This is a genomic window from Dyadobacter luteus (assembly GCF_003383615.1).
GTDB classification, from domain to species: domain Bacteria; phylum Bacteroidota; class Bacteroidia; order Cytophagales; family Spirosomataceae; genus Dyadobacter; species Dyadobacter luteus.
Genome location: NZ_QNUL01000010.1, coordinates 36,075 through 57,607, shown reverse-complemented (window position 1 = coordinate 57,607; position 21,533 = coordinate 36,075). Strand labels below are relative to the sequence as shown.

Below are 21,533 nucleotides of genomic sequence, written 5' to 3'. Positions count from 1 at the left end.
TGGTATTCGGGAAGAAAACCAGGACTTGCCGATCATACGGTTTGGCTGAATAATGCTGACTGCGGAACGTCTTCCCACAAGCGCGCATCAAATGCCATACATACATTACGTACGAAAGCCTTTCCGGTTTCAGTGATGCGTAAACGATAGGGTTCTATACTTATGAGCTCGTCCATTTCCATTTCGGCAAGCCGCTCTATCGCCTTATATACTTCATCACAAACCTCTTCAGGCTGTCTCCATGAAGTTTCAAAGTTTGTCATCAGATTCAGAATGTGGCGTCGGAGTACCTGGTCATCTCGGGTTAGTTCGTGTCCTTTTGCAATAGGAAGTTCACCGGTTGCGATTCTTTTGTAATAATCCTCTACCCGTTTTTCATTTTGTATATATCCGTCCCAGGTGTCGCTGATAGAAGAGGCTCCAAGTCCTATCAGCAGTCGCGTGCGCGTGTCGGTATAGCCCATGAAATTCCGGTGAAGGCGCTTTTCGGTTTGAGCGATATACAATTCGTCGGTTTCAAGTGCGAAGTGATCCATGCCAATGTCCTTATAGCCTGCAAGTTCCAGCGCATTTCTACCGGTTTCATAAATTGCCATTTTTTTATCCGCATCCGGCAAATCCAATTCAGTATAACTTCTCTGACCGGGTTTGATCCAAGGCACATGCGCGTAACTGTAAAATGCGATACGATCAGGTTTTAGTTTAATCACCTTAAACATGGTTTCCATCATGTAACAGGTTTTTTGCTGCGGAAGCCCGTATACAATGTCATAATTGACAGAGGTATAGCCAATCTCGCGCGCTTTGTGCGTCAGATGCGCTACCTGCTCGTAGGTCTGGTGGCGGTTGATAATCGCCAGTACGATGGGGTTAAAATCCTGCACACCGATACTTATCCTGCGGAAACCTACTTCATAAAGTGCCATAAGGTGTTCATCCGTGGTGTTGCCGGGATGCGCTTCGAATCCGAATTGTGCTTTGGGGTGAATCTCTGCTTTTTCCGTCAGTCCTTTAATCAACCGCTGCAAGTTTTCCGGACTGAAGAAAGTAGGAGTGCCCCCACCCAGGTGGATTTCCCTTATTACAGGTTTTTCATTCCCAAAAATGGAAAAGTACAGGCTCCATTCTTTCAGAACGGCATTGATATATTTGGTTTCAACCGCATGGTTGATCGTGATACGCGTATTGCATCCGCAATAAGTACACAGACTTTCGCAGAAGGGTAAATGAACATACAGGCTGATTCCTTCTTTTTGATTGGAAATCGAAAAGGCATTTTTTACCAGATTTTGCCAGCTTGCCTGGGTAGGTGGTGTTTTTTGCCAGTAAGGAACCGTGGGATAGCTGGTATAGCGTGGACCCGGCGTGTTATATTTGAACAGCAAATCCTTATCCATAAGAAAAGTTGTTTTGATGTATGTTTATAAAGATCAAAACTAGCGATGTGCCGAACCGGAAAACATGATGCTCGTCATCTGAAAAACTTACTGTTGTGGGTATTGTAATCAGTGTTAAGCCGGTTGCAACAGGCAAGAAGCCCCACCTCCATAATTTTGGAGATGGGACTGATCATGGAGGTAAGGAATTGATTTATAGAGAGTCAGATGAGTAAATTTTATTTACCATGGCAGATCGTAATCTGCGATGATGCAGGGGCTGAGGAAGAAGGATATTGAATCATCACGCCACGAACTACCAGCCACACGCCGGCCACAGCAAGCATAATGGGAGTCAGTTTTCTGATGCGGGTACGAAGCGTGGGTGTAAACCATTGCTTGAAGAAACCTACAGCCATCATCATCGGCATGGTTCCGATTCCAAAAAGCAACATATACAGTCCGCCGCCTACCATACTTCCTGTTGCTACGGAACTGATCAGAGCCAGATAAACCATGCCACAGGGGAGGAGTCCGTTGAAACTTCCCAATAAAAACCAGCTGTACATTTTTCGGCTGCGCAGCATGTCGCCCATTTTCTTTTTTACAAACCCGACTGCTTTTTGCCAGAACAATGGTGGGTGGAAATACTTATCTAACGTGGCAGGCCAGAATACATAGATCAGCATTGCAAAACCTGCCAGTACAGATAAGTAACGTAAATAGCCGATCCAGGCGAGCGAAGCACCTACTGATCCTATCAGCATCCCCAGTAGGGCATAAGTGATTGCCCGTCCTGAATTGTAAACAATAAGTGCTGCGAATTGTTGTAAGCGGTTTCCTTTCTGAACGGGTAGTGCGAGTGCAATGGGCCCGCACATACCGATGCAATGAAAACTGCTCATCAGTCCCATTGTAAATGCCAGATATGGAAGAAAAGTGATCATGGGAATTGTAAACCCTGATTTGTTAACTATGGATTCATGACAATAACATCCTCATTCCAGTAGGTTTCGGTACCATTCTTCCAGTCAATCTGAAGACGGTAACGCCCAACAGGGATTTTAGAGGCAGGTATAAGCTGTTGATGACCACTGGCGATAACATCGAAACTGCGGTCGTTTTTTTCATTAGCCGGACAGTACAGTTTGATCGTTCCTGATAACTGCTGGTCTATGGTATTGTCAGGATAAGTGATGCTGAGTCCTTCCTCTTTCAATTCCCAAACCAATGGTTTTTCAAGCGCGTTGGCGCGATTTGTCTTATTGATCTTTTCCTGAAATTTGGTTTCTTCTTCGTAGTACTGGCTGGTAACGAGATCAATCTTCTGATTTGTACTCATGCTCACAAGTACAAGTATCATGGCTACAAAACCCAGATACAAAACGGCAATTCCGGTACCCCAATTGAATTTCATAATAGTAGTGGCCGTAAGCCTTTATGTTGAATAACTTATTGTGATGTGGTTTAATCAGTTTTGCGGAGCCATGAAGGTCGTTTCGAAGGTCTCCAGTTTTTCATTGTTCTGATAAACCGATAATTTCAGTTTGGTTTTTCTGCTGGTCAATTCTGATTTTGGAATAACAATGAACACGGTCCCCTGCGCCATTCCTGCTCCATCCAGCGTGAGATCTGGTGTTCCGGCAAAAATCAGTTTGCCTTGTGAATTCTCCAATACCAATTTCGGACGCACTACATGATTGGTTTTATTGAAAATCTTGAATGTATACAGATTGCTGATGGAGCCATCTTTATTCTCTACATACTGACTACCAGGAGCGCGGAACATCGTAGTTTGTGTATCTGTGCGCGAAGCGAGCATGAAACCCAGCCCCGACCACAGTAAGATCAGCACCACTACATAGCCGATAACTCTCGGTGTAATCAGTTTACTGGTTTTATTGACGATGGCATTTTCTGAGGTATAGCGGATGAGTCCACGGTCAAAACCGACTCTGTCCATGATCGAATCGCAGGCATCAATACAAGCAGTGCAGTTTACACATTCCATCTGCATACCGTTACGGATGTCGATCCCTGTCGGGCAAACTGCCACACATTGGTTACAGCTGATACAATCACCTTCAGTACGCTCTTTGCCTTTGTGTAATTTTCCTCTGGTTTCGCCACGTTTGTAGTCATATGCCACCACAATAGAGTTTCGATCCATCAGAACGCCTTGCAAACGGCCGTAGGGACAAACTACTGTACAAGCCTGGTCGCGCAGCCATGCAAAATTGAAATAAAAGATAGCCGTAAAACCTACAATACCGGAGAAAAGAGGAATATGTTCTCCAATGGGTTCACTGATGATTTTTCCCAATTCATCCACACCAATAACATAGGCAAGCAGCAAGTTGGCAATCAGAAACGATACCGCAAGAAAGAGAAAATACTTGGATCCTTTTTTGATGATTTTATCGGTATTCCAGGGTGCTTTGTTCAGTAGCTTTTGTTTTCCTGCATCACCCTCAATCGCATATTCAATCTTACGGAAAACCATTTCCATAAAAACAGTTTGAGGACAAGCCCAACCACACCATAATCTGCCGAAAACGGTAGTAAACAGAACAATAAATACCATGAAAGAAAGCATGGTGAGACCGAATAGCCAGTAATCCTGCGGACCTATAAAGATTCCGAAAATGATAAACTTACGTTCGAGAACATTGAACAGGAGAAGTGGCTGTCTGTTTAATTTGATGAAGGGCGCCGCGAAAAGTAAGCCAAGTAACACTACAGTAAACCAGACACGGCGGTTGTGCCAGTTACCTTTTGGTTTTTGAGGATAAAACCAGTTTCTCTTCCCATCCTCCGTTACCGCGTTGAAGTGATCGCGGAAGTACTCGTCCTGCTCGGGAATATCAAAGGTTTTCATTGTATTTGATATTTGTGGAATGCAGAGGCGGGCAATTTGTGCTCACCTCTGCATCCGGTTTACTATTTTGCACTCAACTGATCTCCTTCATAGAGTTCACCTTGTGCTTCTTTTGGTGTAGCTGGTTTGGTTCCTTTCAGCGACAGTACATAACTCGCCACTTTCTGAATATCCGGAGGAGATAGTTGTTTCTCCCATGAGATCATCCCTTTTTCAGGCACACCGTATTTAATTACTTTAAACACATCATGAATACTACCACCATGCAGCCAATAGGCATCGGTGAGGTTTGGTCCTACAGAACCTCCACCGTCAGGTCCATGGCAGGCAGTACATTTTTCCTGAAACAGCGCCTGACCTTCCGCAAGTATAGCAGCGTCTGTCAATGCGGTTACTGAATTTTCATCCAGACTCGCACCCACTTTTTCCATATAGGCTTTCTTCTCAATCTCCGCCTGTGCGATTTCTTTGTCGAGCTCGGCGATTTGCATATCACCCATTCCACTGAAGTAGTAGGCTGAATATCCGATGGCGATTACGATCGTTGCTACAAACAGCGATTGCAACCAGGGCGGCATGCGGTTGTCGAGTTCCTGGATCCCGTCGTAATCGTGTCCGTCGATCAGGATGTGTTTTTCGTCTTTCAGGGATACTCCTGCTCCTACAAACTTTTTCCACCAATGCTCGCTGAATACAGCGGTAGACTCTCCATCTGGTCCCTTTTTGCCCGACATTTGGTTTAGCAGATTAATTGCATTTACCAGAAGGATTACTACCAGAACTGTGATAAAGAACAAGATGCCTAATACAATGTAGAGGATCAGGTCGGTGCCGGTGATCGCTCTCACGGGCTCAGCCTCCTGCGCCATAGCAGAGAAGGAGACGAAACCGATCAGCAATAAGGACAATACTGATTTTTTTACAACGCCGTCGTTCAGCGGCAGACTGCTCATTTTGCCCAGCGATTTTTTATCAATGCGCAATACAAATATGATCAGAGAGGCAAAGAACAGAAAGAATATGACCAGCGAAATCAGAGGGAAGACTTCAATCCCCACAATGTTTTCAAGATATGTTCGAAATTTCATGATGATAAATTATAATGATGGAATACACGGACAGATCAACTATTTCTCGGTCTTGATATCTGTTCCCAATCGTTGCAGGTAAGCAATGAGCGCAATGATTTCTTTCTTCTCATCTGCTTTGATACCGCTTTGTTTGAGTCGCTCCTGAATTTCTTTAGACTGTATTGTCAGCTCCGCATTTGCAATTTTGTCGTAATCCTTTTCATAAGGAACGCCAAGCATTTGCATTGCTCTGATTTTCGCAGCAGTCGTCGTTGTATCCAGATCCTCCTCCAGCAACCATTCGTAGCGAGGCATAATAGAGCCCGGAGACATGCTGGTCGGGTCTTCCATGTGGTTGTAGTGCCATGAGTCGGGGTACTTGCCGCCTACACGGTGCAAATCCGGACCGGTACGTTTCGATCCCCACTGATGCGGGAAGTCATATACAAATTCACCTGATTTAGAATACTCTCCATAACGTTCAATCTCGGCACGGAACGGACGGATCATTTGGGTGTGACAAACGTAGCAGCCCTCACGAACGTAGATGTCGCGTCCTTGTAATTCAAGCGGAGAGTAAGGTTTCACTGCCGCAATGGTCGGAACGTTAGAGTCAATCATAAATGTCGGGATCATCTCAATCATACCACCAATAGCCACAGCGATCAGCGCGAATATTGTCAGTGCCAAAGGCTTGCGTTCAAACAGCCTCCGGTGCCAGTATTCGTTTTTGCTGGCGTGCCAGATTGCGCTCAGAGGCATCGCTTTTGCAGTTTCGTCCGGAACAAGTTTACCTTTTGCAGCGGTCATCCAGAGGTTATAGATCATCACTACAAATCCGATGATGTACAATGTTCCACCCACACTTCTCAGGAAGTACAGCGGTGCAAGTTGGGTAACGGTTTCAAGGAAGTTAGGATATTTCAAAAGGCCCTCTTTTGTGAATTCCTGCCACATTGAGCTTTGTACCCATCCTGCCCAGTACATCGGAACTGTATAGAAAATGATACCTAATGTGCCGATCCAGAAGTGGAAGCTTGCCGCTTTTTGAGAGTACAACGGGCGGTTGTATAAACGAGGGAACAACCAGTACAGTAAACCAAAAGTAAGGAACCCGTTCCAGCCTAACGCTCCTACGTGTACGTGCGCCACGATCCAGTCGGTATAGTGGGCTACGGCGTTCACATTTTTGAATGAAAGCATGGGTCCTTCAAAAGTAGCCATACCGTAAGCAGTGATAGCAACTACAAAGAATTTCAACACGATATCCTCACGAACACGATCCCATGCTCCGCGCAATGTCATCAAGCCGTTGATCATCCCACCCCATGACGGAGCGATCAGCATCACTGAGAAAACAGTTCCCAAAGTCTGCGCCCATTCCGGCAAAGCAGTGTACAGCAAGTGGTGAGGACCAGCCCAGATATAGAGGAAAATCAGTGCCCAAAAGTGTACGATAGAAAGTCTGTAAGAATATATCGGACGATTCGCTGCCTTAGGCAGGAAGTAGTACATCAGACCCAGATAGGGGGTTGTAAGGAAAAATGCAACCGCATTGTGTCCGTACCACCATTGCACAAGGGCATCCTGAACTCCGGCATACACTGAGTAGCTTTTAAATAAAGAGATAGGTAAAGCAATACTATTGACAACATGCAGCATAGCTACAGTGATGAAAGAAGCGAGGTAAAACCAAACAGCCGCGTAGATATGCTCAGTGCGTCGGTTGATGGTGGTCATAATCAGGTTGATGAGTGCAGAAACCCACACAACCGCGATCGCTACGTCCAATGGCCATTCCAGTTCAGCATATTCCTTGGAAGTAGTAAGTCCCATTGGCAGTGTGATAGCTGCTGCAAGAATGATGAACTGCCAGGCCCAGAAATGGAAACGGCTCAGAACAGGGCTCCACATCGGTGTACGCAATACACGTGGTGCAGAATAATACATACCTGTGAAGAAACCATTACCTACAAATGCGAAAATAACCGCGTTGGTATGTAGCGGTCTGATACGGCCGAAAGTCAGATATTGAATATCCATATTCAGATCTGGAAATACGAGCTGAAGTGCGGCCAGCAATCCAACAAGCATTCCGATGAGCCCGAACAAAATTGTCGCGATTGCGAAATTCCGTACAATACGGTTGTCGTATTTAAACTCGTCCAGCTCGACAGATGCAATACCCGGATGTGGAACGTTTGACATAATGTTAAATAAAATTTGGTGAATAGAGTTTTACTGATTTTACTGTGGCACCGGAGATTGAGGTGCCACAGGATTATTTATGGAAGGCAGAGGTTATTTATGCATACAAACGGGTTACTGATTGTTGGATTCATGGGTGGTGTCATCGAGTAAAATGCGGACGGAAGGTGTATAGTCATCGTCAAAATGTCCTTTTCTGACAGACCAGATGAAGGCGCTCAAAAAGCCGATTGCAACGAAAAGGCTGGCGATAATGAGGATATACAGGGCGCTCATGGTTGTATTGAATAAGGTTATATTGATGGGTCAAAACTACCGGGTTCGTGATCCGGGAACGATGATGTTATGCCTGTCGGAAACATGACCTTACTCAGTTTTTTACCCGGAGACAGCGCTAAGAATAAAGGCGAAATGCAATTGTGCAAAATAGGGGCGAAGTGCTTGCAGACTATGGTTTATGCTGACTCCGGGTGGATACCCATTTTCTTGCGGCCGCATTACTGGCAATGGTAGTAAAGGCTACAATCGTAATTGAACTGACCGGCATCAGGATTGCAGCTATCACAGGTGACAGATTTCCTGTAATGGCGAAGGCTAATCCGGTAATGTTATAGAACAGCGAAATCCCGAAACTCCACTTGATAATTTTTTGTCCTGATTTTGCCAGCCTCATATAGGCGGGTAATTTGGTCAGCTCGTTTCCTTCCACAATGGCGTCGCAGGAAGGCGAAAAATTATTGATGTCGTCAGACACGGCGAGTCCCACATTGCTTTGGCGAAGCGCACCGGCATCATTGAGCCCATCACCTACCATTAGCACATTTCTTCCTTCTGCTGTTTGCAGGGTTTCAATGAAGCGTAATTTCTCTTCTGGTTTTTGTTCAAACAGCAAGCTTGCACTGTCGCCGAAGATGGGAGTGAGTAAAGCTTTGTCCGTAGGTTTGTCGCCAGACAGCAGATAGGTGCGATATCCTTCACGTTGCAGAGCAGCAATGGTTTCGGGTAATTCTGAACGGTATTTACTCTTGATTGTGAAGAAACCAATTACCTCATGATTCACTGAGAAGTAGACGTGAGAGGCATCGTTCGCAATTTGATTCGTTGCTGTAGCTCCCACCCATTTGGCAGAACCCAGTCTGATTCGTTTTTTGCCCCACCAGGCTTCAATACCTGCCCCGCCGGTTTCGGAGTATTCACCCAGGCTCCTTTTGCTTGCGGTAGTATCAGCCAGTTTTTTAACAATCATACGGCTCAGCGGATGAGAAGATTGTGAAGCTACTGATTTTACGATAATCAGTTCTTCTTCAGATAAATCTCTTCCTATAAAATCAACTTCAGCATCATTGGCCTGCGTGATGGTTCCGGTTTTGTCAAAAACGACCGTATCGATATGAGAAAGTCTTTCGATGGTGTGCGCATTTTTGGGATAGAACTTGTTCTTGCCAAAAAGGGCGAGCATATTTCCGTTTGTGAAAGTGGACGAAAGCAGCAGCGCACATGGGCAGGCTACCAGCAGGCTGGTTGTAAAGGCGCGGAATGCCGTTTCCGGACTGTTCAGATAAAGAATCCATACAAGGAATGTAATGGTGGCGATGATCAGTACGATCGTTGAGAAATATTTATTGATTCTGGCGGCAAGCGTCTGATTCTGATCTTCCTTTTCTTTGGAGAAAGTGTCGTGATTCCAAAGTTGGGTCAGATAACTCTGAGATACTTTTCTGAGTACTTCCAGCTCAATAGCAGGGCCTGTTTGTTTGCCGCCGGCATAAATAGTATCACCTTTCTTGCGTTCCAGCGGCTCCGATTCGCCTGATACAAAACTGTAATCGATCATTGCAAGCGGGCTCATTAATACGGAGTCGGCCGGAATGAGTTCTTCATTTCTGACAATGATCTGGTCACCGGTGTTGAGTTCTGTGATGGGTGTGCGGATGTCTTTGTTGTCGTTCACCACCGAGACCGCCACCGGAAAATAGGATTTATAATCACGGTCGAAGGAAATGCCAGCGTAGGTTTTATCCTGAAAATAGCGACCGATCAGCATAAAAAACACCGCACCGGCAAGAGAGTCGAGGTAGCCCGGGCCCGTATCACTGAAAATCTGGTATAGACTGATCAGGAAAATGCAGGTCAGCGCCAATGCTATCGGAGCGTCAATATTCAGATATTTTCCTTTTAATGCACCCCAGGCCGATTTGAAAAAGTCTTCAGCACAGTAGAAAAATACCGGCAGGCTCAGTGCCAGATTGAGCATGCTGAACATGAAACGAAGGCTGTTGTCGGATGTAGATTGCCCAAGATCGAAGTATTCGGGAAAACTGAGCATCATGATATTACCAAATGCAAAGCCTGCTATCCCGATTTTGTAGAGACGCGTACGGTTCCATTTTTTGATCTGCTTGCCCTCTACATCATTGAGACTGATATAAGGTTCATAACCTAGTTTTGTAATCAAAGAAGCCAGTTCACTCAGCTTAATCTGATCGGCGTCGTAGGTGATCCGTACCTTTTTCTCCGGGAAATTGACAACCGAGCTACGTATAGCCGGGTTGATGAGGTAGAGTTGTTCGAGCAGCCAGATGCAGGAGCTGCAGTGCATTTTGGGAATCAGCCAGTTTACTCTGGACAAACGTCCGTCAGTAAATTCCAGCAACTTTGTTGAAATTTCGGGGAGATCAAGATAATCGTATTTCCCCTGAAAATAAGTTTTATCAGGTGATATGCCTTGCGCGCCATCAATGGCGTAGTATCGGCAGAGATCGTTTTCTTTCAGAAGGTCGTAGACGACAGCGCAGCCATCGCAACAGAATTCATGCTCATCCTGATGAATGATTTCATCTTTACATTCCTCTCCGCAATGGTAACAGGTTGGTTTGATCTGAATCTCGTTTTCAACGTCAAGTTTGTTTGCACTCATGGCCTCTTCTTCTTGTTTACGACTATCACCTGATGGTTTCTGATGATGATGAAATGCAGTTTGACACGAATGCGAAACTGTGATTCAAAATTGGTGCAATAGGTTGGGTAAGAAGATGACGAATGCCGGGTATGGAAGATGACTTTGGTCAGGAATGAGCGTGGGGAAGTGTTTTTGTTACAGGTGATCATTTAGTTGTTGTGCGCAGTTTTAGAAACTACGCACAACAAGCTGAAATATTTAACATGCTTACCGCTTATTCAACATCTGCGGAATGCCAATTTTTCTGTCGGAAGCGGCCGTACTGTCAACACCCAGATTTTTCAGAATATCCGAAGTTAGCGTGGAAGTCGTATCTCTGGCGTACAAAACAACCGGCCACAGGTCACCACCGTCGGGATTGAGATCCATTCGCAATATAAAGGCGTAACTATTTTTTCTTCCTGCAAATACGATTGCATCGTTTACTTTTTGTTTGATCGGTGTGAATTTTTTGTTGAAATAATTGCGAAGCTCATTCATGGAGCTGTTCTGGAATTCTTCATAGGAAGCTTTCAGGTTTTCGAGTTCGGTGGCTTTGTCTTTTAAAATTGCTTCGCTTGTTTGTGCAGAGGTAAGTTTTTCAAAAGCAATTCTTTTAGTTTCAAAATCATCAAATTTACCTTTCAGTATCTTGTCGTATTGCACACTTTTTTCATTGATTTCCTGATTCAATTTTTTGTATTCCGGAAGTGTGGAAATAATAAATTGCTGGTCTATATGACCAATCTTCATGTCCTGAGCAAAGCTGGCAAATGTGGAGAAGATTAAAGTAACAAATGTGAAAATGGAAGCAGATGTTTTCATTTTGTTTTGTCGGGTTAAAAAGTGGAAAACTGTAAGCCCAACGTAACCTTCTGATTTGTATTGTCTTAAAAAATGTTAAAATAGTTTAATCAGTAAAAGCCACGCATAACAATACATTGAGCGCCAGTTGGATAAATTTTCCCTTTTTGTATAAAGATGGGTGAGAAGTTCAATTGGGTGGGGCAATCTCTAAATCCGGATTTCCATTGATGCACTGCAAAGTGTAACATTCTGATTTAGTTTCCTATTTTTGTAACTCTAAGAAACCATGAAAATATCCATGAAAAAAAATATACAATCTACAGCCTTGATACTTTGTCTGGCAATTTGTTTCTCTTTGTTTGGCTGCTCAGATAAAGATAATGTAAATCCGGAATTACTTGAAATAACAACAGATTCTGTTAGTTACAATGATGGCTGGAACTTTAAAATTGAGGTTGATAAATTGGGCAATATACCCGTTGTTGAACACGGCATATTGCATTTATCCTTTTTTCGTAATTCGTCGGATAGAGATTATGTGCCCAGAATTGAGCATGGAGCTAGAATGAAATTTGACAAACCACTTGTTGCAGGAACAAATACCTATAATTACAAGGGTGATGCATTTGCGGGGAAATACTTTTATTACTACCGCGCTTATGCTATCAAAAGTGATGGTTCGGTAGTGTATGGTGAGGCCCGAAATTACACTTTCCCGCAGTTGCAGGATTTGTAGTAAATTTCGTAAGAACCTGTTGTATGCAGTCTAAAAAGTGCGAATGTTGGTAAATTTCTGTCTGAGATATTAGGCCAAGTTTGCAGTGTGAAAAACTACGAGCAACGTTGGTTTTACCGGAATATAACTCAAGTCTTTCTCTTTTTCTTCCTTGCCGAAGGAAACAACACATTATTCAGTATTAACCGATAGCCCGGAGAGTTGGGGTATAGGTTCAGGTCTGTGGGCAGGCGTCTGCCTCCGCCACGTCCTTCAGGATCATGGCCGCCATAAAAAGTCCATTGACCGCGACCAAGTTCGCCATAGATATATCTGTCCGATTGGCTGCTGGTTCCCATTACCAAAGCGCTGGGTTTGACGGTATGTTTGGAAAATGCGGTTGTTTGTCCGAAAAATTCCCTGACCAGGTTCTCATGGTTCTGTACCAGCATGGCAGGTATCACGTCCCATTTGGCTGAAAAATCGAACAGGGAAAAGTAAGCGTCATTGCCTCCATAGCCGCGAAACCGGCCTGCGGAGGAATTGATATCTGAAAAATTCATCCCATCGTATTCATCCAGTTGCAATTTGAAGTTTTGAAAGGCAAACGTCTTGCTGTAATCCAGCCTGGATTGCGCATCGGGATCTACTCCATCGCCATCCAGATTCTCCACTATGTCGATTCCTTCTGCTGCAAGTGCAATATCAAAGGTTTCGGCACCAGAGCACATGGCAAACAAAAAGCCACCTCCTGCGCAAAACTCTTTGATCAGTTTGGCTACCGCCAATTTCATATGTGATACTTTAGAATAGCCGAAACGATCTGCAATAGCTTCCTGTGCTTTCACATCAGCTGGAGATGTCCTTCTCAGACTTCTTCCATACTGACCCGTGAAATCTTCATGATGTAAGTGAAGCCAATCGTATTTCGGCAGATCTCCTCTCAAAATTTCTTCGTCATAAACGACTTCAAACGGAATTTCGGCATATTTAAGGACAAGCAATACTGCATCGGTATCTTCAAACTCGGCCGGACTGATCTTGATAGGGGAGTAGACTGCAATTTTAGCTGCCTTGTGAAGCTTTACTGCATCCATATTGACATCCGGCTGGCGCAGCTGAGCGAGTAGTCGCTGGTTGTCGGCGTCAGAAAGAATCTCGTATCGTATAGCCCTCAGCTTACATTCCTTTTCGATTGCCTTGCTATATTGTACCATAAAACTGCCTCCGCGGTAATTGAGGAGCCAGTCTACGTCAATCTCCTGCTTCAACAGCATATAGGATAGTCCGTACGCTTTGAGATGATTACTTTGTGCCTTATCCATCGGGATCAGGATGTAGTTGGCGAAACCAGTTTGAGAAGCCAGTAAGGCGAAGAGAAATATAAACCTGATCATCATACATCCGGATAGTTAGAAAGTGCAGGAATGATATTAGGGGTGGTCGGCCGCCGCCGCGCGGTTCCCAAATTTAATCAAATGCTACTGATTATTTACTTGATAATGAGTGATTTTTGAAATATTTTTAGCCGCAAATAATAAAGACCCATATGGCTTTTCTTAACTCATTAGTCATATACTGATCCGTGTATATTCGTGGCATCGGTGGCAAAAATGTGAGTAAGTATTTTGCCACCGATGCCACAGATGTACACGAATTGGAGATTTGATGACTTTTGTCTGGTATCTGTGCTATTCGCGGCAAAACAAAATAGGATTTAACATAATGACTATGACTGAAATTGAAATGCTTGGGCTGGCTTTGGGGGAGTTTGCCGGGATAGACAAGGACGCTTTCGCCAGATCTTACCCGTTCTGGCAGAAAAAGGAATATAAAAAAGGAGAGTTTTACAATGAATACAAGAACGTTTGTAAACATCTGGGCTTCATTCTGGATGGCGTTTTCAGGACCTATTACACCGATGAAGAAACAGCGGAGGAAAAAAATGTCTTCTTCTTTTCTAAGAATCAGATGGTTGTTTCGTATAAAAGTTTTGTGACACAAACTCCATGCAACTATTACACCGAATCCATGACAGAATCAACCATTCTGTATATCCATATCAACCAGTTGAATCAGCTATACCGTGAGTCACACCAATGGGAAAGGTTTGGCAGACTGGTTGCCGAAACCGCTTTCAATTTTGCCATGACCCGGGCAGAGCATTTCATGTTTATGTCGCCGGAAGAACGCTATCTGGAACTGATTCAAAAGCATCCGGATATCTTTAACAATGTTCCGCTTTATCACATCGCTTCTTATCTGGGCATACAGGGACCATCACTCAGCCGGATACGAAAGCGGATGTCAGAGCGGTGATGTAGCAATAGTGGCTTTGCTTTCTAACTAAACCTGATTGTATGTTTGAAAGGTGTAAAGCCTGTCAGGAAAACCGTAGGCGCATCCATAGGGGACAATGCGCCTCTTAAAGCAATGTTTTTATGCAGAGCCAATCCGGGGCCGAATGAGATGGTGTCGCTACCCACAGTGTAAGTGCCGGTATTCGCAGCCAGCAGCCAGGAATCCTTCGTTCCTTCTATCTTTGTTACGCCTTTCAATTCTCCGCCCGGCCGGAAAATAATTTCCAATGCAGCCGGAACACGTTCGGTCCCATTGGTACTGACTTCGATCTCCATGCCTTCCTTTGTCTCACGGATACGAACATTTGTTTCCAGGTGCTGAACTTCACTCTGAGGCCTGTTGGTTCTGGGCATTTTTTCCCAGTCTCCGTCCGGCGCTATGGCATCTTTAGGATACGGTTGCCAGTAAGGGCCTTCCAGTTTTTGTGTCAGTTCAAAATAAGCTCCGTTTGCTTTTACTTCCTCCGTTTGAAATTGCCCTTTACCAAAAAAAGAGGAAGCAAAGCGTACTCCCTGCACTACAGCATTGCCCTTCATGAATGTAAACCAGACCGGATTTTTAGCAATCAATGTGGAATCCCACCTGTTTCTGCGAATGCGAACCAAACCTGAAATCGGGAAGGCTTTTACATAATTCAGCGGAAGCGCTTTTACAGGTGGCAGAGCCTCCCACAAGGTAGAGTCGGCCAATAAATAATCCAGAAATCCACCGATTTTTCCTCCAGCAGTTTCCTCTATCATCTTACACATGGCCGAGTAGGAGCCATTTTTATCAAGCATCGCCAGATAGCGGTAGGGGTAATAGTAATTTTCGAGCGTACCAACCACTGCCTTGTCCTGGCGTCCGGATGCATCGGTCACAATCTCACCATTCGGATGTACATAATACATCGTCATATTCAGGTTTTTGCGAACACTTTCAAGCAGTTCGAGCTTATCCAGACCAGCGGCAATGGTAATGAGCAGCCTATCCGTAAGCGACGAATAAATGAACGTGCTTTTTTCATTGTATTGCCCGTCGGCGTCAATATCAATATGCTCTCCCAACCACTCGTTAGCTCTGTCCACATAGCGGGTATCCGGCCAGAGTCCGTTGAGCCGTGTGAGTGCGGCAGTAACCACCCACCGGTGATTAGGTGTGTGAATTCCACCTTTAACGAGTGCTTCGCCCGCATTGAGCAGAAACTTTTTTAGTTCTGTCAAAACAGATTGTGCGAATGTTGCCTGAGACCTGTCAATTAAAGTGTAGGCAATAGCCAGTCTTTTTACCAGAAATGCAGTGTCCGGTGTCGAATGGAAATTGGTGCTTAGCAAATCAATGGTACCATCGCTGTGCTGGATCTTCAAAAGATACAGAACGGCCAGCTTCATTTTTTCTAACAGCTCGTCGGATTTGTAAAATTTGGAATCAGGAGAAAAAACAGCATTGCCACCGACCTGCACGAGGGCGGAAGTACTATGCGGATTCAGTATCCCGAACCCATCTGCAACCCCTCCGAAATCCGGGCTTTTAGGATCACTTACCTGAAATTTAAGCAGGTTTTCAACACTGTTGTCATTGCGTTTAACCAGCTCTACCAGCCAGGGCGGCATTTTGCTATCATTTTTGTTAATAAATGTGAAAGCAGTAGATGTAAGTATAGGCAGAGCGCATAATGATGTGCCACCAAGCGTTATAAATCGTCGTCTGTGCATGGATATGAATGCAGTATGTTTCAGAACAAAAGAGAATTTGTTTGAAACACTACTCTGAAACGACTGGTTCGCGTAGGTCTAATGAAAGGATTTTAACAGCTCATCCAGGCGTTTGGAAATCCAGCGGAACAATATAAAAGGTCCCATAATCAGGGCGGTGAGTACGGTTGCAACAGAAAGAATGATAGCCATAATCATTCTGAGAATAAATTCGAGGAGTCGGCTCATGGGTCAGTAGATGCCCGAATAGGTTAAAAAACATGACAAAATGGATATTTAACGAATTGTTGAGCCTTGGTACGATCTTTTAAAAGATCATGTAAACAGTTTAATAAATTATTAAACAAAATTTAGAAATCATGAAACTGCTGACAAATATCTCATATAATATTGGTAAAATCTGGCTGGCTGTTATACTATTTTTAGCCATGATCATTTCCACCATAGTGTCACTGCCTTTCATTGTGATCGGTGGATTGATAGATTTCTTTCAAACACATAAGCTGAAGCCTGGTCATGATCATTTCAACGACTATTACAGCGGGTAAATTTAGTTTAACAGACAAAAGAGGGCGATCCCCATCGACAGGTACAAACTGTTGATGGGGATTTTTTATGAGCGTTAGGAGAAATCGTTTTTTTATTATTTACTTTGTATTGCAAAGTACTTTATTGTTAAGATAAGCGAAAACCATTGAACAGCATGCTTAGATTCAACAAGTCTTATTTCGTGAGGGCCATGCTTCTATTCCTGACAGAAATATACATCGCGCTTTGTATCAGTGATGATCTGATTCGTCCCTACGGAGGTGACTTTCTGGTTGTTATTTTTTTGTATTGTCTAGTCAGATCGATGATGAATATCGGTGTCAGGGAGGTTGCAGCAGGGGTTTTGTTATTCTCTTTTGTGATTGAATTCGTGCAATATCTCAATGTAATTGAAATGATAGGTTTGAAAAAATATACAGTAGCAAGGGTTGTACTGGGAACCAGTTTTGAGTGGGGCGACATGCTTGCCTATACATGTGGCATCGCTGCTGTAGTGATGTTTGAAAACAGAAAACGGTTATTAGCAGTATGAAATATTTCGTAAAAAAAGACTCCGTAGTGCGTCAGATTTGGGGAACTGCAGATACCGTACTTTTTATTTTTGCAGGTGCCTCGGCGGAGTTTGCGCTCAATAAGGCTGTAGATTGGCTTTACTTTACCGGTAAACTTCCGGCTGATCCCTTGGGAAGACTGTTTTCCACCGTAGCCTATGCCCGGCGGATCGTTTTTGCTGACGAATACGCTGCCTTTCAATCCATAGATAAAATTGCAGCAATACACCACGCTGTGGAACATGCCCGTGGCAGCCGAATCCCTGAATGGGCTTATCGTGATGTATTATTTATGCTGATTGACTATTCCATCAGATCGTTTGAGTTGCTGGAAAGAAAGCTTTCAGATAAAGAAAAAACCGAGGTTTTTGATGTTTTCTTCCGGGTGGGGGATAGGATGGGCATTGTGGGTTTACCGCAAACTTTTGAGCAGTGGGAGAAAATGCGTGAGGAGCATTTGCGTGAAAACATGTTAAATGGGCATTTCACGGAAGATTTATACAGACAGTACAGAAAGCATCTGGGCGCTTTGCGTTTCGTGATGCTAAAAGAAGTGCAGTCGATGGTGGCACCGGATGGTGTAATAGCGATGTTAGGATTAAAGAAATTCTCCTATCTCACTCCTGTACTTGGCTTATATAAAATATTGCGCTGGATGGGGATAGAGAAGTTTTTCAGGGATGCGTTGCTGCCACCGGATTATAAGCAGCAGGTAGTAGCACTGGATCAGCCGGAGGTATATGCACACGGCTGATCCGGCGAATTAGAATTGGATATTATATCTTACCGAAATCGCCCTTCCAGGCAGATTGTAGCCTCTTTTTTCGTAATAATTTTCGTCAGTCAGGTTGTTCACTCTCAGCGAAATCTGGTGCGCGGCTGACAAGCGGAAAGAAGCTGTAAAATCAGCGACCATGTAAGCAGGATATTCAATTTCAGGGTTGATAGGATCGGTGTAGTCAATATCTGTACGCGTACCAACTGATCTGCCGGAAAGTCTCAACTTCAGCCATTTCAGGTTATCGTATTCCAAACCATAATTGAAAGTATTCTTTGCAACATTCTGGATATTACGTGTTACCGAGGAGGCGTCTGTTCCTACGATTTGTTCTTTAGCATTCAGGATTGAAGTTCCGTTCCAGAAGGCGCGGAGCATATAGCTGTAATTGTTTAGAGCACCAAAATCATAGCTGATCTCTGTTTCCAGTCCGTTGATTTCTGCATCGGCAGCGTTCACAAAGCTGGCTCTTGAAGTAATGACGTCACCATTTGTCAGAGGCTCATTCACGGTAGTAATGATCTTCGCAATACGATTTTCAACCTGTGTAGAGAAATACGTTACACTCGCCGAAAGTCCGGTTTGGGGTTTATTGAAACTCAATCCCAGATCCCAGCTTACACTACTTTCATTTTTCAAGTCGGGGTTTCCTGCTGTTACAGCAATACGTCCGCGTGAATCCCGTATTTCATTATAACCCGCAACACTATAGGCATCTGTAGTTACGAAAGCGCGACCGATAGCTGCTTTTGCACGCAGACCTGTGATTAATTCGTAAGTCAATCCCAAACTTGGACTTGTAAATGCATTTGTTTTTTTGCCTGATTTATAGGTCGGAAGTAATGCCGTTTCCTTCACGTCAAATGTGATATTGTCGTAGCGGATTCCGGGTTGAACTGTCAGTTTTCCAAAATTCAGTAATGCCTGAGCGAAGAAAGCAGATGAAACAATTGCATAAGCAGGCTGCGTAGGCGCACGTTCTGTTGTGTCGTTGGTCCAGCGCCGGCTATTGGTGGAGGCATTCAGATAATCGTATCCGAAAGTAATTGCATGTTGGCCAACTTTCCAGACATCTTTAATCTGCAATCCTTTCCATACATTGTGACCCTGTGCGGAACGGAAGGGTATCACAGGTTTTCCGGAAACATTGAGTGTATAGTTTTTGGTATTTTCTTCTGAACCGAAAACCTTCACAGAAGGGCTGTGATTGCCGATGGAGCCTGTCAATGCCACATCTAACGCGGATCGATCCACATTTTTCTTGCTTGCTTCTGTACTTCCCGAGGAGATTTCTCCCGGTGATTCTACATCCTTTGCCTGGAAGCGTTCACCTCTTACATCCACTCTCCATCTATCTGAAATCTGGTAACCGAGCCTTGCCGATCCGGAAAAATAATGGAGCTGTGTAAAGGGTCTTCGCTGACCATCGTTAATGGTTTCGTCCACTGATTGAACGGGTTGGGCTGTATAGTTTTTCTGAGCGTGGGTATACCCCAATGCATCTCTGAAAACATTATTTTTCCCGATTTTGTAATCTTTTGCTCTTTCGAAATAGGAGAATGAAGCATCATAATCGAGCTTTTTTGTCAGATTTCCTCCCGCGTTGAACCCGGCTTGCAGCGTTTGAAAACTGCCATATTCCAGAAATGCGTTACCTGTAGTCGGGCCTTTGGACCTTTTGGTAATCACGTTGATCACTCCGCCCATGGCCTGTGAACCATATAGCGAAGAGGCAGGGCCCTTCAGTACTTCAATCCTTTCAATTCCGCTGAGGTTGATTTGAGATAAATTGGTAGCTCCGGCAGCACGTCCGTCTATAAGCAATAGCGTGCGCTGATTCAATCCTGAAAACTGAGGACGAAACCCGCGGATACCGATGCCCGAAGAAAGATTGGGGTATTGAATCACATCTACAGCCGCTGTTTTTCTTACAATATCTGTCAGATCTACAGCCGGAGTCATCTGTATATCTTCCTTTGAAATCAGGGTGATTTTCTGGGCTAACTGATCTTTTCTGGTCTCAAATCTGGTGGCTGTAACTACCACGGGATTCAGCAGATTTTCTCTGGTTGAATCAGCAGAAATCTGCTGTGCATTGGAAACAACGGGCACTGCCATCAGGCCGACTAGTCCGTTGATAAAGGTAAATTTGTACAGTTTTATTTTCATAGATTAATTGGTGTTCTTCTGAACGGATAGTAGTGTTTTTATCGCTATCCCTGTATTGCTTCGTACAGTGTGATAAGGCCGATCATAATTGAGAATGAGCCTACTATATAGTTGACGATGGTCAGGAATAACTCTTTTCTTCGCGCAAATTTGTTAATTGAAAAAGCGAAAAAATAACCATAAACTGACATAGACAGAATGATTCCGACACTTTGTAATACAATGATCCATACCGCTGTGGTGGCATCACTGGCCGCGAGCGTAAGTGCTACCGCGCAAGCGCCGCCGGTTCCCGCCAATCCATGAAACATACCTACAAAGAAGGAACGGCTCCAGGTTGTATTGTCTGATGTGGTATGTTCCGGCGTTTCCTTTTTGAAGTTTCTTCTGATCGCCATCACACCCAGCCAGATCATCAGCGGTCCCACCAGCGTCTCCACTTTGTCGGAGATATCAAGGGTAAGCGACGACTTCAGCAATAGTACAAGAATGGCGAAAAGAATCAGCGTAAAAGAATGACCGAGTGCCCAATGCGACGAACGCCATATCAGTTTCCAGCGATGCGTGGGTGTTTTGTTTTCGTCGGTGGCCAGTACGGATACCGCCGCCATATGATCGGGTTCAAAAGAATGCTGAACACCAAGCAACAGGGAGTCTACCAGTAAGAGATTGATCATTTTGATGTAGATAAAATATTACTTGCATTTTGCAAGATGAAATGTTTTATCCGCGAAGCGATAGGGAAACAGAGGAAAAGACCGAGCAGGATATTGCCAGTCTTATGCCACTTGCTTTTCTTCCCGAAAGCAAAACGGAAATATGGTAAACTGGCAGGTCTTCTGGCTCGTTCAGATCATGGCGCCTTCCCGGTAGGGATGATAAATGAAAAATGATGAATGAAGAGTTAAAAGTTTAACTGCTGGCATTCATTCTTAATTCTTCACTTTTAATTCCTTTTCAGTGGCTGTTTATACCAGGATCTTTTTTATGAACTTACAGCAGCGGGTACTGCTCCGGATTTTCACCGGATTCCCTATTAATCGCACCAGAGGTGCAAACCAATCAACGCGCAAAACTAGTCATTTCACAAATTATAATCCTACCTTTGCGCGCTGAAAAGTTCTTTACAATATTTTTCCAACAATCAGGGGTTTTACCTTGCGGTGAATTAATAGGGAATCGTGTGTGAATCACGAACTGTCGCGCAACTGTAAGTAACACCAGGGTTTGCATCAGAAGATGTACACTGGATACAATGAGGGAATGATGAATGAAGAGTTGAGAATGAATAGTTATCCATGTGGATATTCTATCATTGACTCATTCTATCATTCAAAATTAACTCTTCCGGGAAGTACGATGTAAATGTTACAAGTCAGGAGACCTGCCTTTTTTTGTTGACAATGCTTTCGCGGATTAAAGCTGAGTCTGGTATGGAA

19 protein-coding genes and 2 riboswitches are annotated in these 21,533 nt (G+C 44.1%); of the genes, 5 read left to right on the top strand and 14 right to left on the bottom strand.

Going from position 1 to position 21,533, the window contains the following annotated elements:
- Nucleotides 1-32: 32 nt before the first annotated feature.
- The 9 genes from hemN to DSL64_RS13940 form a co-directional block, all read right to left on the bottom strand.
- Nucleotides 33-1,397, bottom strand: a complete 1,365-nt coding sequence (hemN, locus tag DSL64_RS13980) for an oxygen-independent coproporphyrinogen III oxidase (protein ID WP_115831531.1) — start codon at nucleotides 1,395-1,397, stop codon at nucleotides 33-35.
- A gap of 218 nt (nucleotides 1,398-1,615) precedes the next feature.
- On the bottom strand, nucleotides 1,616-2,323 hold the full coding sequence (locus tag DSL64_RS13975; protein WP_229217087.1) for a sulfite exporter TauE/SafE family protein: 708 nt from the start codon (nucleotides 2,321-2,323) through the stop codon (nucleotides 1,616-1,618).
- 26 nt (nucleotides 2,324-2,349) lie between these two features.
- Nucleotides 2,350-2,793 carry a FixH family protein gene (locus DSL64_RS13970; RefSeq protein ID WP_115831530.1) on the bottom strand — a complete coding sequence of 148 codons (444 nt, stop codon included), beginning with the start codon at nucleotides 2,791-2,793 and terminating at the stop codon, nucleotides 2,350-2,352.
- Nucleotides 2,794-2,847: 54 nt separating this feature from the next.
- Nucleotides 2,848-4,254 carry a cytochrome c oxidase accessory protein CcoG gene (ccoG, locus tag DSL64_RS13965; RefSeq protein ID WP_115831529.1) on the bottom strand — a complete coding sequence of 469 codons (1,407 nt, stop codon included), beginning with the start codon at nucleotides 4,252-4,254 and terminating at the stop codon, nucleotides 2,848-2,850.
- A 62-nt stretch (nucleotides 4,255-4,316) separates the two neighbouring features.
- On the bottom strand, nucleotides 4,317-5,342 hold the full coding sequence (locus DSL64_RS13960; RefSeq protein WP_115831528.1) for a cbb3-type cytochrome c oxidase N-terminal domain-containing protein: 1,026 nt from the start codon (nucleotides 5,340-5,342) through the stop codon (nucleotides 4,317-4,319).
- Between the two features lie 39 nt (nucleotides 5,343-5,381).
- Nucleotides 5,382-7,532 carry a cytochrome-c oxidase, cbb3-type subunit I gene (gene ccoN, locus DSL64_RS13955; RefSeq protein WP_115831527.1) on the bottom strand — a complete coding sequence of 717 codons (2,151 nt, stop codon included), beginning with the start codon at nucleotides 7,530-7,532 and terminating at the stop codon, nucleotides 5,382-5,384.
- 114 nt (nucleotides 7,533-7,646) lie between these two features.
- Nucleotides 7,647-7,808 (bottom strand): cbb3-type cytochrome oxidase assembly protein CcoS, encoded by a 162-nt coding sequence (gene ccoS, locus DSL64_RS13950; RefSeq protein WP_115831526.1) that lies wholly within the window; start codon nucleotides 7,806-7,808, stop codon nucleotides 7,647-7,649.
- A gap of 172 nt (nucleotides 7,809-7,980) precedes the next feature.
- Nucleotides 7,981-10,449 (bottom strand): heavy metal translocating P-type ATPase, encoded by a 2,469-nt coding sequence (locus DSL64_RS13945; protein WP_115831525.1) that lies wholly within the window; start codon nucleotides 10,447-10,449, stop codon nucleotides 7,981-7,983.
- A gap of 249 nt (nucleotides 10,450-10,698) precedes the next feature.
- Nucleotides 10,699-11,295, bottom strand: a complete 597-nt coding sequence (locus DSL64_RS13940; RefSeq protein ID WP_115831524.1) for an OmpH/Skp family outer membrane protein — start codon at nucleotides 11,293-11,295, stop codon at nucleotides 10,699-10,701.
- A 280-nt stretch (nucleotides 11,296-11,575) separates the two neighbouring features.
- On the opposite strand from DSL64_RS13940, the gene DSL64_RS13935 reads away from it, so the two are divergent.
- Complete coding sequence (locus DSL64_RS13935) at nucleotides 11,576-12,013, top strand: hypothetical protein (protein ID WP_147300367.1); 438 nt, start codon at nucleotides 11,576-11,578, stop codon at nucleotides 12,011-12,013.
- A gap of 128 nt (nucleotides 12,014-12,141) precedes the next feature.
- On the opposite strand, the gene DSL64_RS13930 is transcribed toward DSL64_RS13935, so the two are convergent.
- Nucleotides 12,142-13,392 carry an asparagine synthetase B gene (locus DSL64_RS13930; RefSeq protein WP_115831522.1) on the bottom strand — a complete coding sequence of 417 codons (1,251 nt, stop codon included), beginning with the start codon at nucleotides 13,390-13,392 and terminating at the stop codon, nucleotides 12,142-12,144.
- Nucleotides 13,393-13,723: 331 nt separating this feature from the next.
- Here DSL64_RS13930 and DSL64_RS13925 point away from each other — a divergent pair, with 331 nt between their 5' ends.
- A complete protein-coding gene (locus DSL64_RS13925; RefSeq protein ID WP_115831521.1) occupies nucleotides 13,724-14,311 on the top strand; it encodes a Crp/Fnr family transcriptional regulator in 588 nt (195 codons plus the stop codon).
- Nucleotides 14,312-14,334: 23 nt separating this feature from the next.
- On the opposite strand, the gene DSL64_RS13920 is transcribed toward DSL64_RS13925, so the two are convergent.
- Nucleotides 14,335-16,047, bottom strand: a complete 1,713-nt coding sequence (locus tag DSL64_RS13920) for a hypothetical protein (protein WP_115831520.1) — start codon at nucleotides 16,045-16,047, stop codon at nucleotides 14,335-14,337.
- A gap of 78 nt (nucleotides 16,048-16,125) precedes the next feature.
- Nucleotides 16,126-16,275: a hypothetical protein gene (locus DSL64_RS29170; protein ID WP_199539395.1), complete on the bottom strand. Its 150-nt coding sequence runs from the start codon at nucleotides 16,273-16,275 to the stop codon at nucleotides 16,126-16,128.
- Nucleotides 16,276-16,406: 131 nt separating this feature from the next.
- Between DSL64_RS29170 and DSL64_RS13915 the strand changes: the two genes are divergently transcribed.
- The 3 genes from DSL64_RS13915 to DSL64_RS13905 all read left to right on the top strand — a co-directional run bounded on the left by DSL64_RS13915 (nucleotide 16,407) and on the right by DSL64_RS13905 (nucleotide 17,901).
- Nucleotides 16,407-16,595 (top strand): hypothetical protein, encoded by a 189-nt coding sequence (locus tag DSL64_RS13915; RefSeq protein ID WP_115831519.1) that lies wholly within the window; start codon nucleotides 16,407-16,409, stop codon nucleotides 16,593-16,595.
- A 155-nt stretch (nucleotides 16,596-16,750) separates the two neighbouring features.
- Nucleotides 16,751-17,128, top strand: coding sequence for a ribosomal maturation YjgA family protein (locus DSL64_RS13910; RefSeq protein WP_115831518.1), 378 nt, complete (start codon nucleotides 16,751-16,753; stop codon nucleotides 17,126-17,128).
- The gene (locus tag DSL64_RS13905) at nucleotides 17,125-17,901 is read left to right on the top strand and encodes an oxygenase MpaB family protein (protein ID WP_115831517.1); all 777 of its coding nucleotides are present in this window, start codon (nucleotides 17,125-17,127) and stop codon (nucleotides 17,899-17,901) included. Before DSL64_RS13910 ends, DSL64_RS13905 begins: the two co-directional genes overlap by 4 nt.
- A gap of 9 nt (nucleotides 17,902-17,910) precedes the next feature.
- Here the strand turns inward: DSL64_RS13905 and DSL64_RS13900 are convergent, their stop codons facing one another.
- Nucleotides 17,911-20,094, bottom strand: a complete 2,184-nt coding sequence (locus tag DSL64_RS13900; protein WP_115831516.1) for a TonB-dependent receptor plug domain-containing protein — start codon at nucleotides 20,092-20,094, stop codon at nucleotides 17,911-17,913.
- A gap of 44 nt (nucleotides 20,095-20,138) precedes the next feature.
- Nucleotides 20,139-20,771 (bottom strand): cytochrome c biogenesis protein CcdA, encoded by a 633-nt coding sequence (locus DSL64_RS13895; RefSeq protein WP_115831515.1) that lies wholly within the window; start codon nucleotides 20,769-20,771, stop codon nucleotides 20,139-20,141.
- 135 nt (nucleotides 20,772-20,906) lie between these two features.
- Nucleotides 20,907-21,172, bottom strand: a riboswitch (cobalamin riboswitch).
- Nucleotides 21,173-21,225: 53 nt separating this feature from the next.
- Nucleotides 21,226-21,500: riboswitch (cobalamin riboswitch) on the top strand.
- Nucleotides 21,501-21,533 lie beyond the last annotated feature (33 nt).

Bases quoted from the DNA above. Each gene is read 5' to 3' on its own strand.
- hemN (WP_115831531.1), bottom strand. From the start codon at position 1,397: ATGGATAAGGATTTGCTGTTCAAATATAACACGCCGGGTCCACGCTAT.
- DSL64_RS13975 (WP_229217087.1), bottom strand. From the start codon at position 2,323: ATGATCACTTTTCTTCCATATCTGGCATTTACAATGGGACTGATGAGC.
- DSL64_RS13970 (WP_115831530.1), bottom strand. From the start codon at position 2,793: ATGAAATTCAATTGGGGTACCGGAATTGCCGTTTTGTATCTGGGTTTT.
- ccoG (WP_115831529.1), bottom strand. From the start codon at position 4,254: ATGAAAACCTTTGATATTCCCGAGCAGGACGAGTACTTCCGCGATCAC.
- DSL64_RS13960 (WP_115831528.1), bottom strand. From the start codon at position 5,342: ATGAAATTTCGAACATATCTTGAAAACATTGTGGGGATTGAAGTCTTC.
- ccoN (WP_115831527.1), bottom strand. From the start codon at position 7,532: ATGTCAAACGTTCCACATCCGGGTATTGCATCTGTCGAGCTGGACGAG.
- ccoS (WP_115831526.1), bottom strand. From the start codon at position 7,808: ATGAGCGCCCTGTATATCCTCATTATCGCCAGCCTTTTCGTTGCAATC.
- DSL64_RS13945 (WP_115831525.1), bottom strand. From the start codon at position 10,449: ATGAGTGCAAACAAACTTGACGTTGAAAACGAGATTCAGATCAAACCA.
- DSL64_RS13940 (WP_115831524.1), bottom strand. From the start codon at position 11,295: ATGAAAACATCTGCTTCCATTTTCACATTTGTTACTTTAATCTTCTCC.
- DSL64_RS13935 (WP_147300367.1), top strand. From the start codon at position 11,576: ATGAAAAAAAATATACAATCTACAGCCTTGATACTTTGTCTGGCAATT.
- DSL64_RS13930 (WP_115831522.1), bottom strand. From the start codon at position 13,392: ATGATGATCAGGTTTATATTTCTCTTCGCCTTACTGGCTTCTCAAACT.
- DSL64_RS13925 (WP_115831521.1), top strand. From the start codon at position 13,724: ATGACTGAAATTGAAATGCTTGGGCTGGCTTTGGGGGAGTTTGCCGGG.
- DSL64_RS13920 (WP_115831520.1), bottom strand. From the start codon at position 16,047: ATGCACAGACGACGATTTATAACGCTTGGTGGCACATCATTATGCGCT.
- DSL64_RS29170 (WP_199539395.1), bottom strand. From the start codon at position 16,275: ATGAGCCGACTCCTCGAATTTATTCTCAGAATGATTATGGCTATCATT.
- DSL64_RS13915 (WP_115831519.1), top strand. From the start codon at position 16,407: ATGAAACTGCTGACAAATATCTCATATAATATTGGTAAAATCTGGCTG.
- DSL64_RS13910 (WP_115831518.1), top strand. From the start codon at position 16,751: ATGCTTAGATTCAACAAGTCTTATTTCGTGAGGGCCATGCTTCTATTC.
- DSL64_RS13905 (WP_115831517.1), top strand. From the start codon at position 17,125: ATGAAATATTTCGTAAAAAAAGACTCCGTAGTGCGTCAGATTTGGGGA.
- DSL64_RS13900 (WP_115831516.1), bottom strand. From the start codon at position 20,094: ATGAAAATAAAACTGTACAAATTTACCTTTATCAACGGACTAGTCGGC.
- DSL64_RS13895 (WP_115831515.1), bottom strand. From the start codon at position 20,771: ATGATCAATCTCTTACTGGTAGACTCCCTGTTGCTTGGTGTTCAGCAT.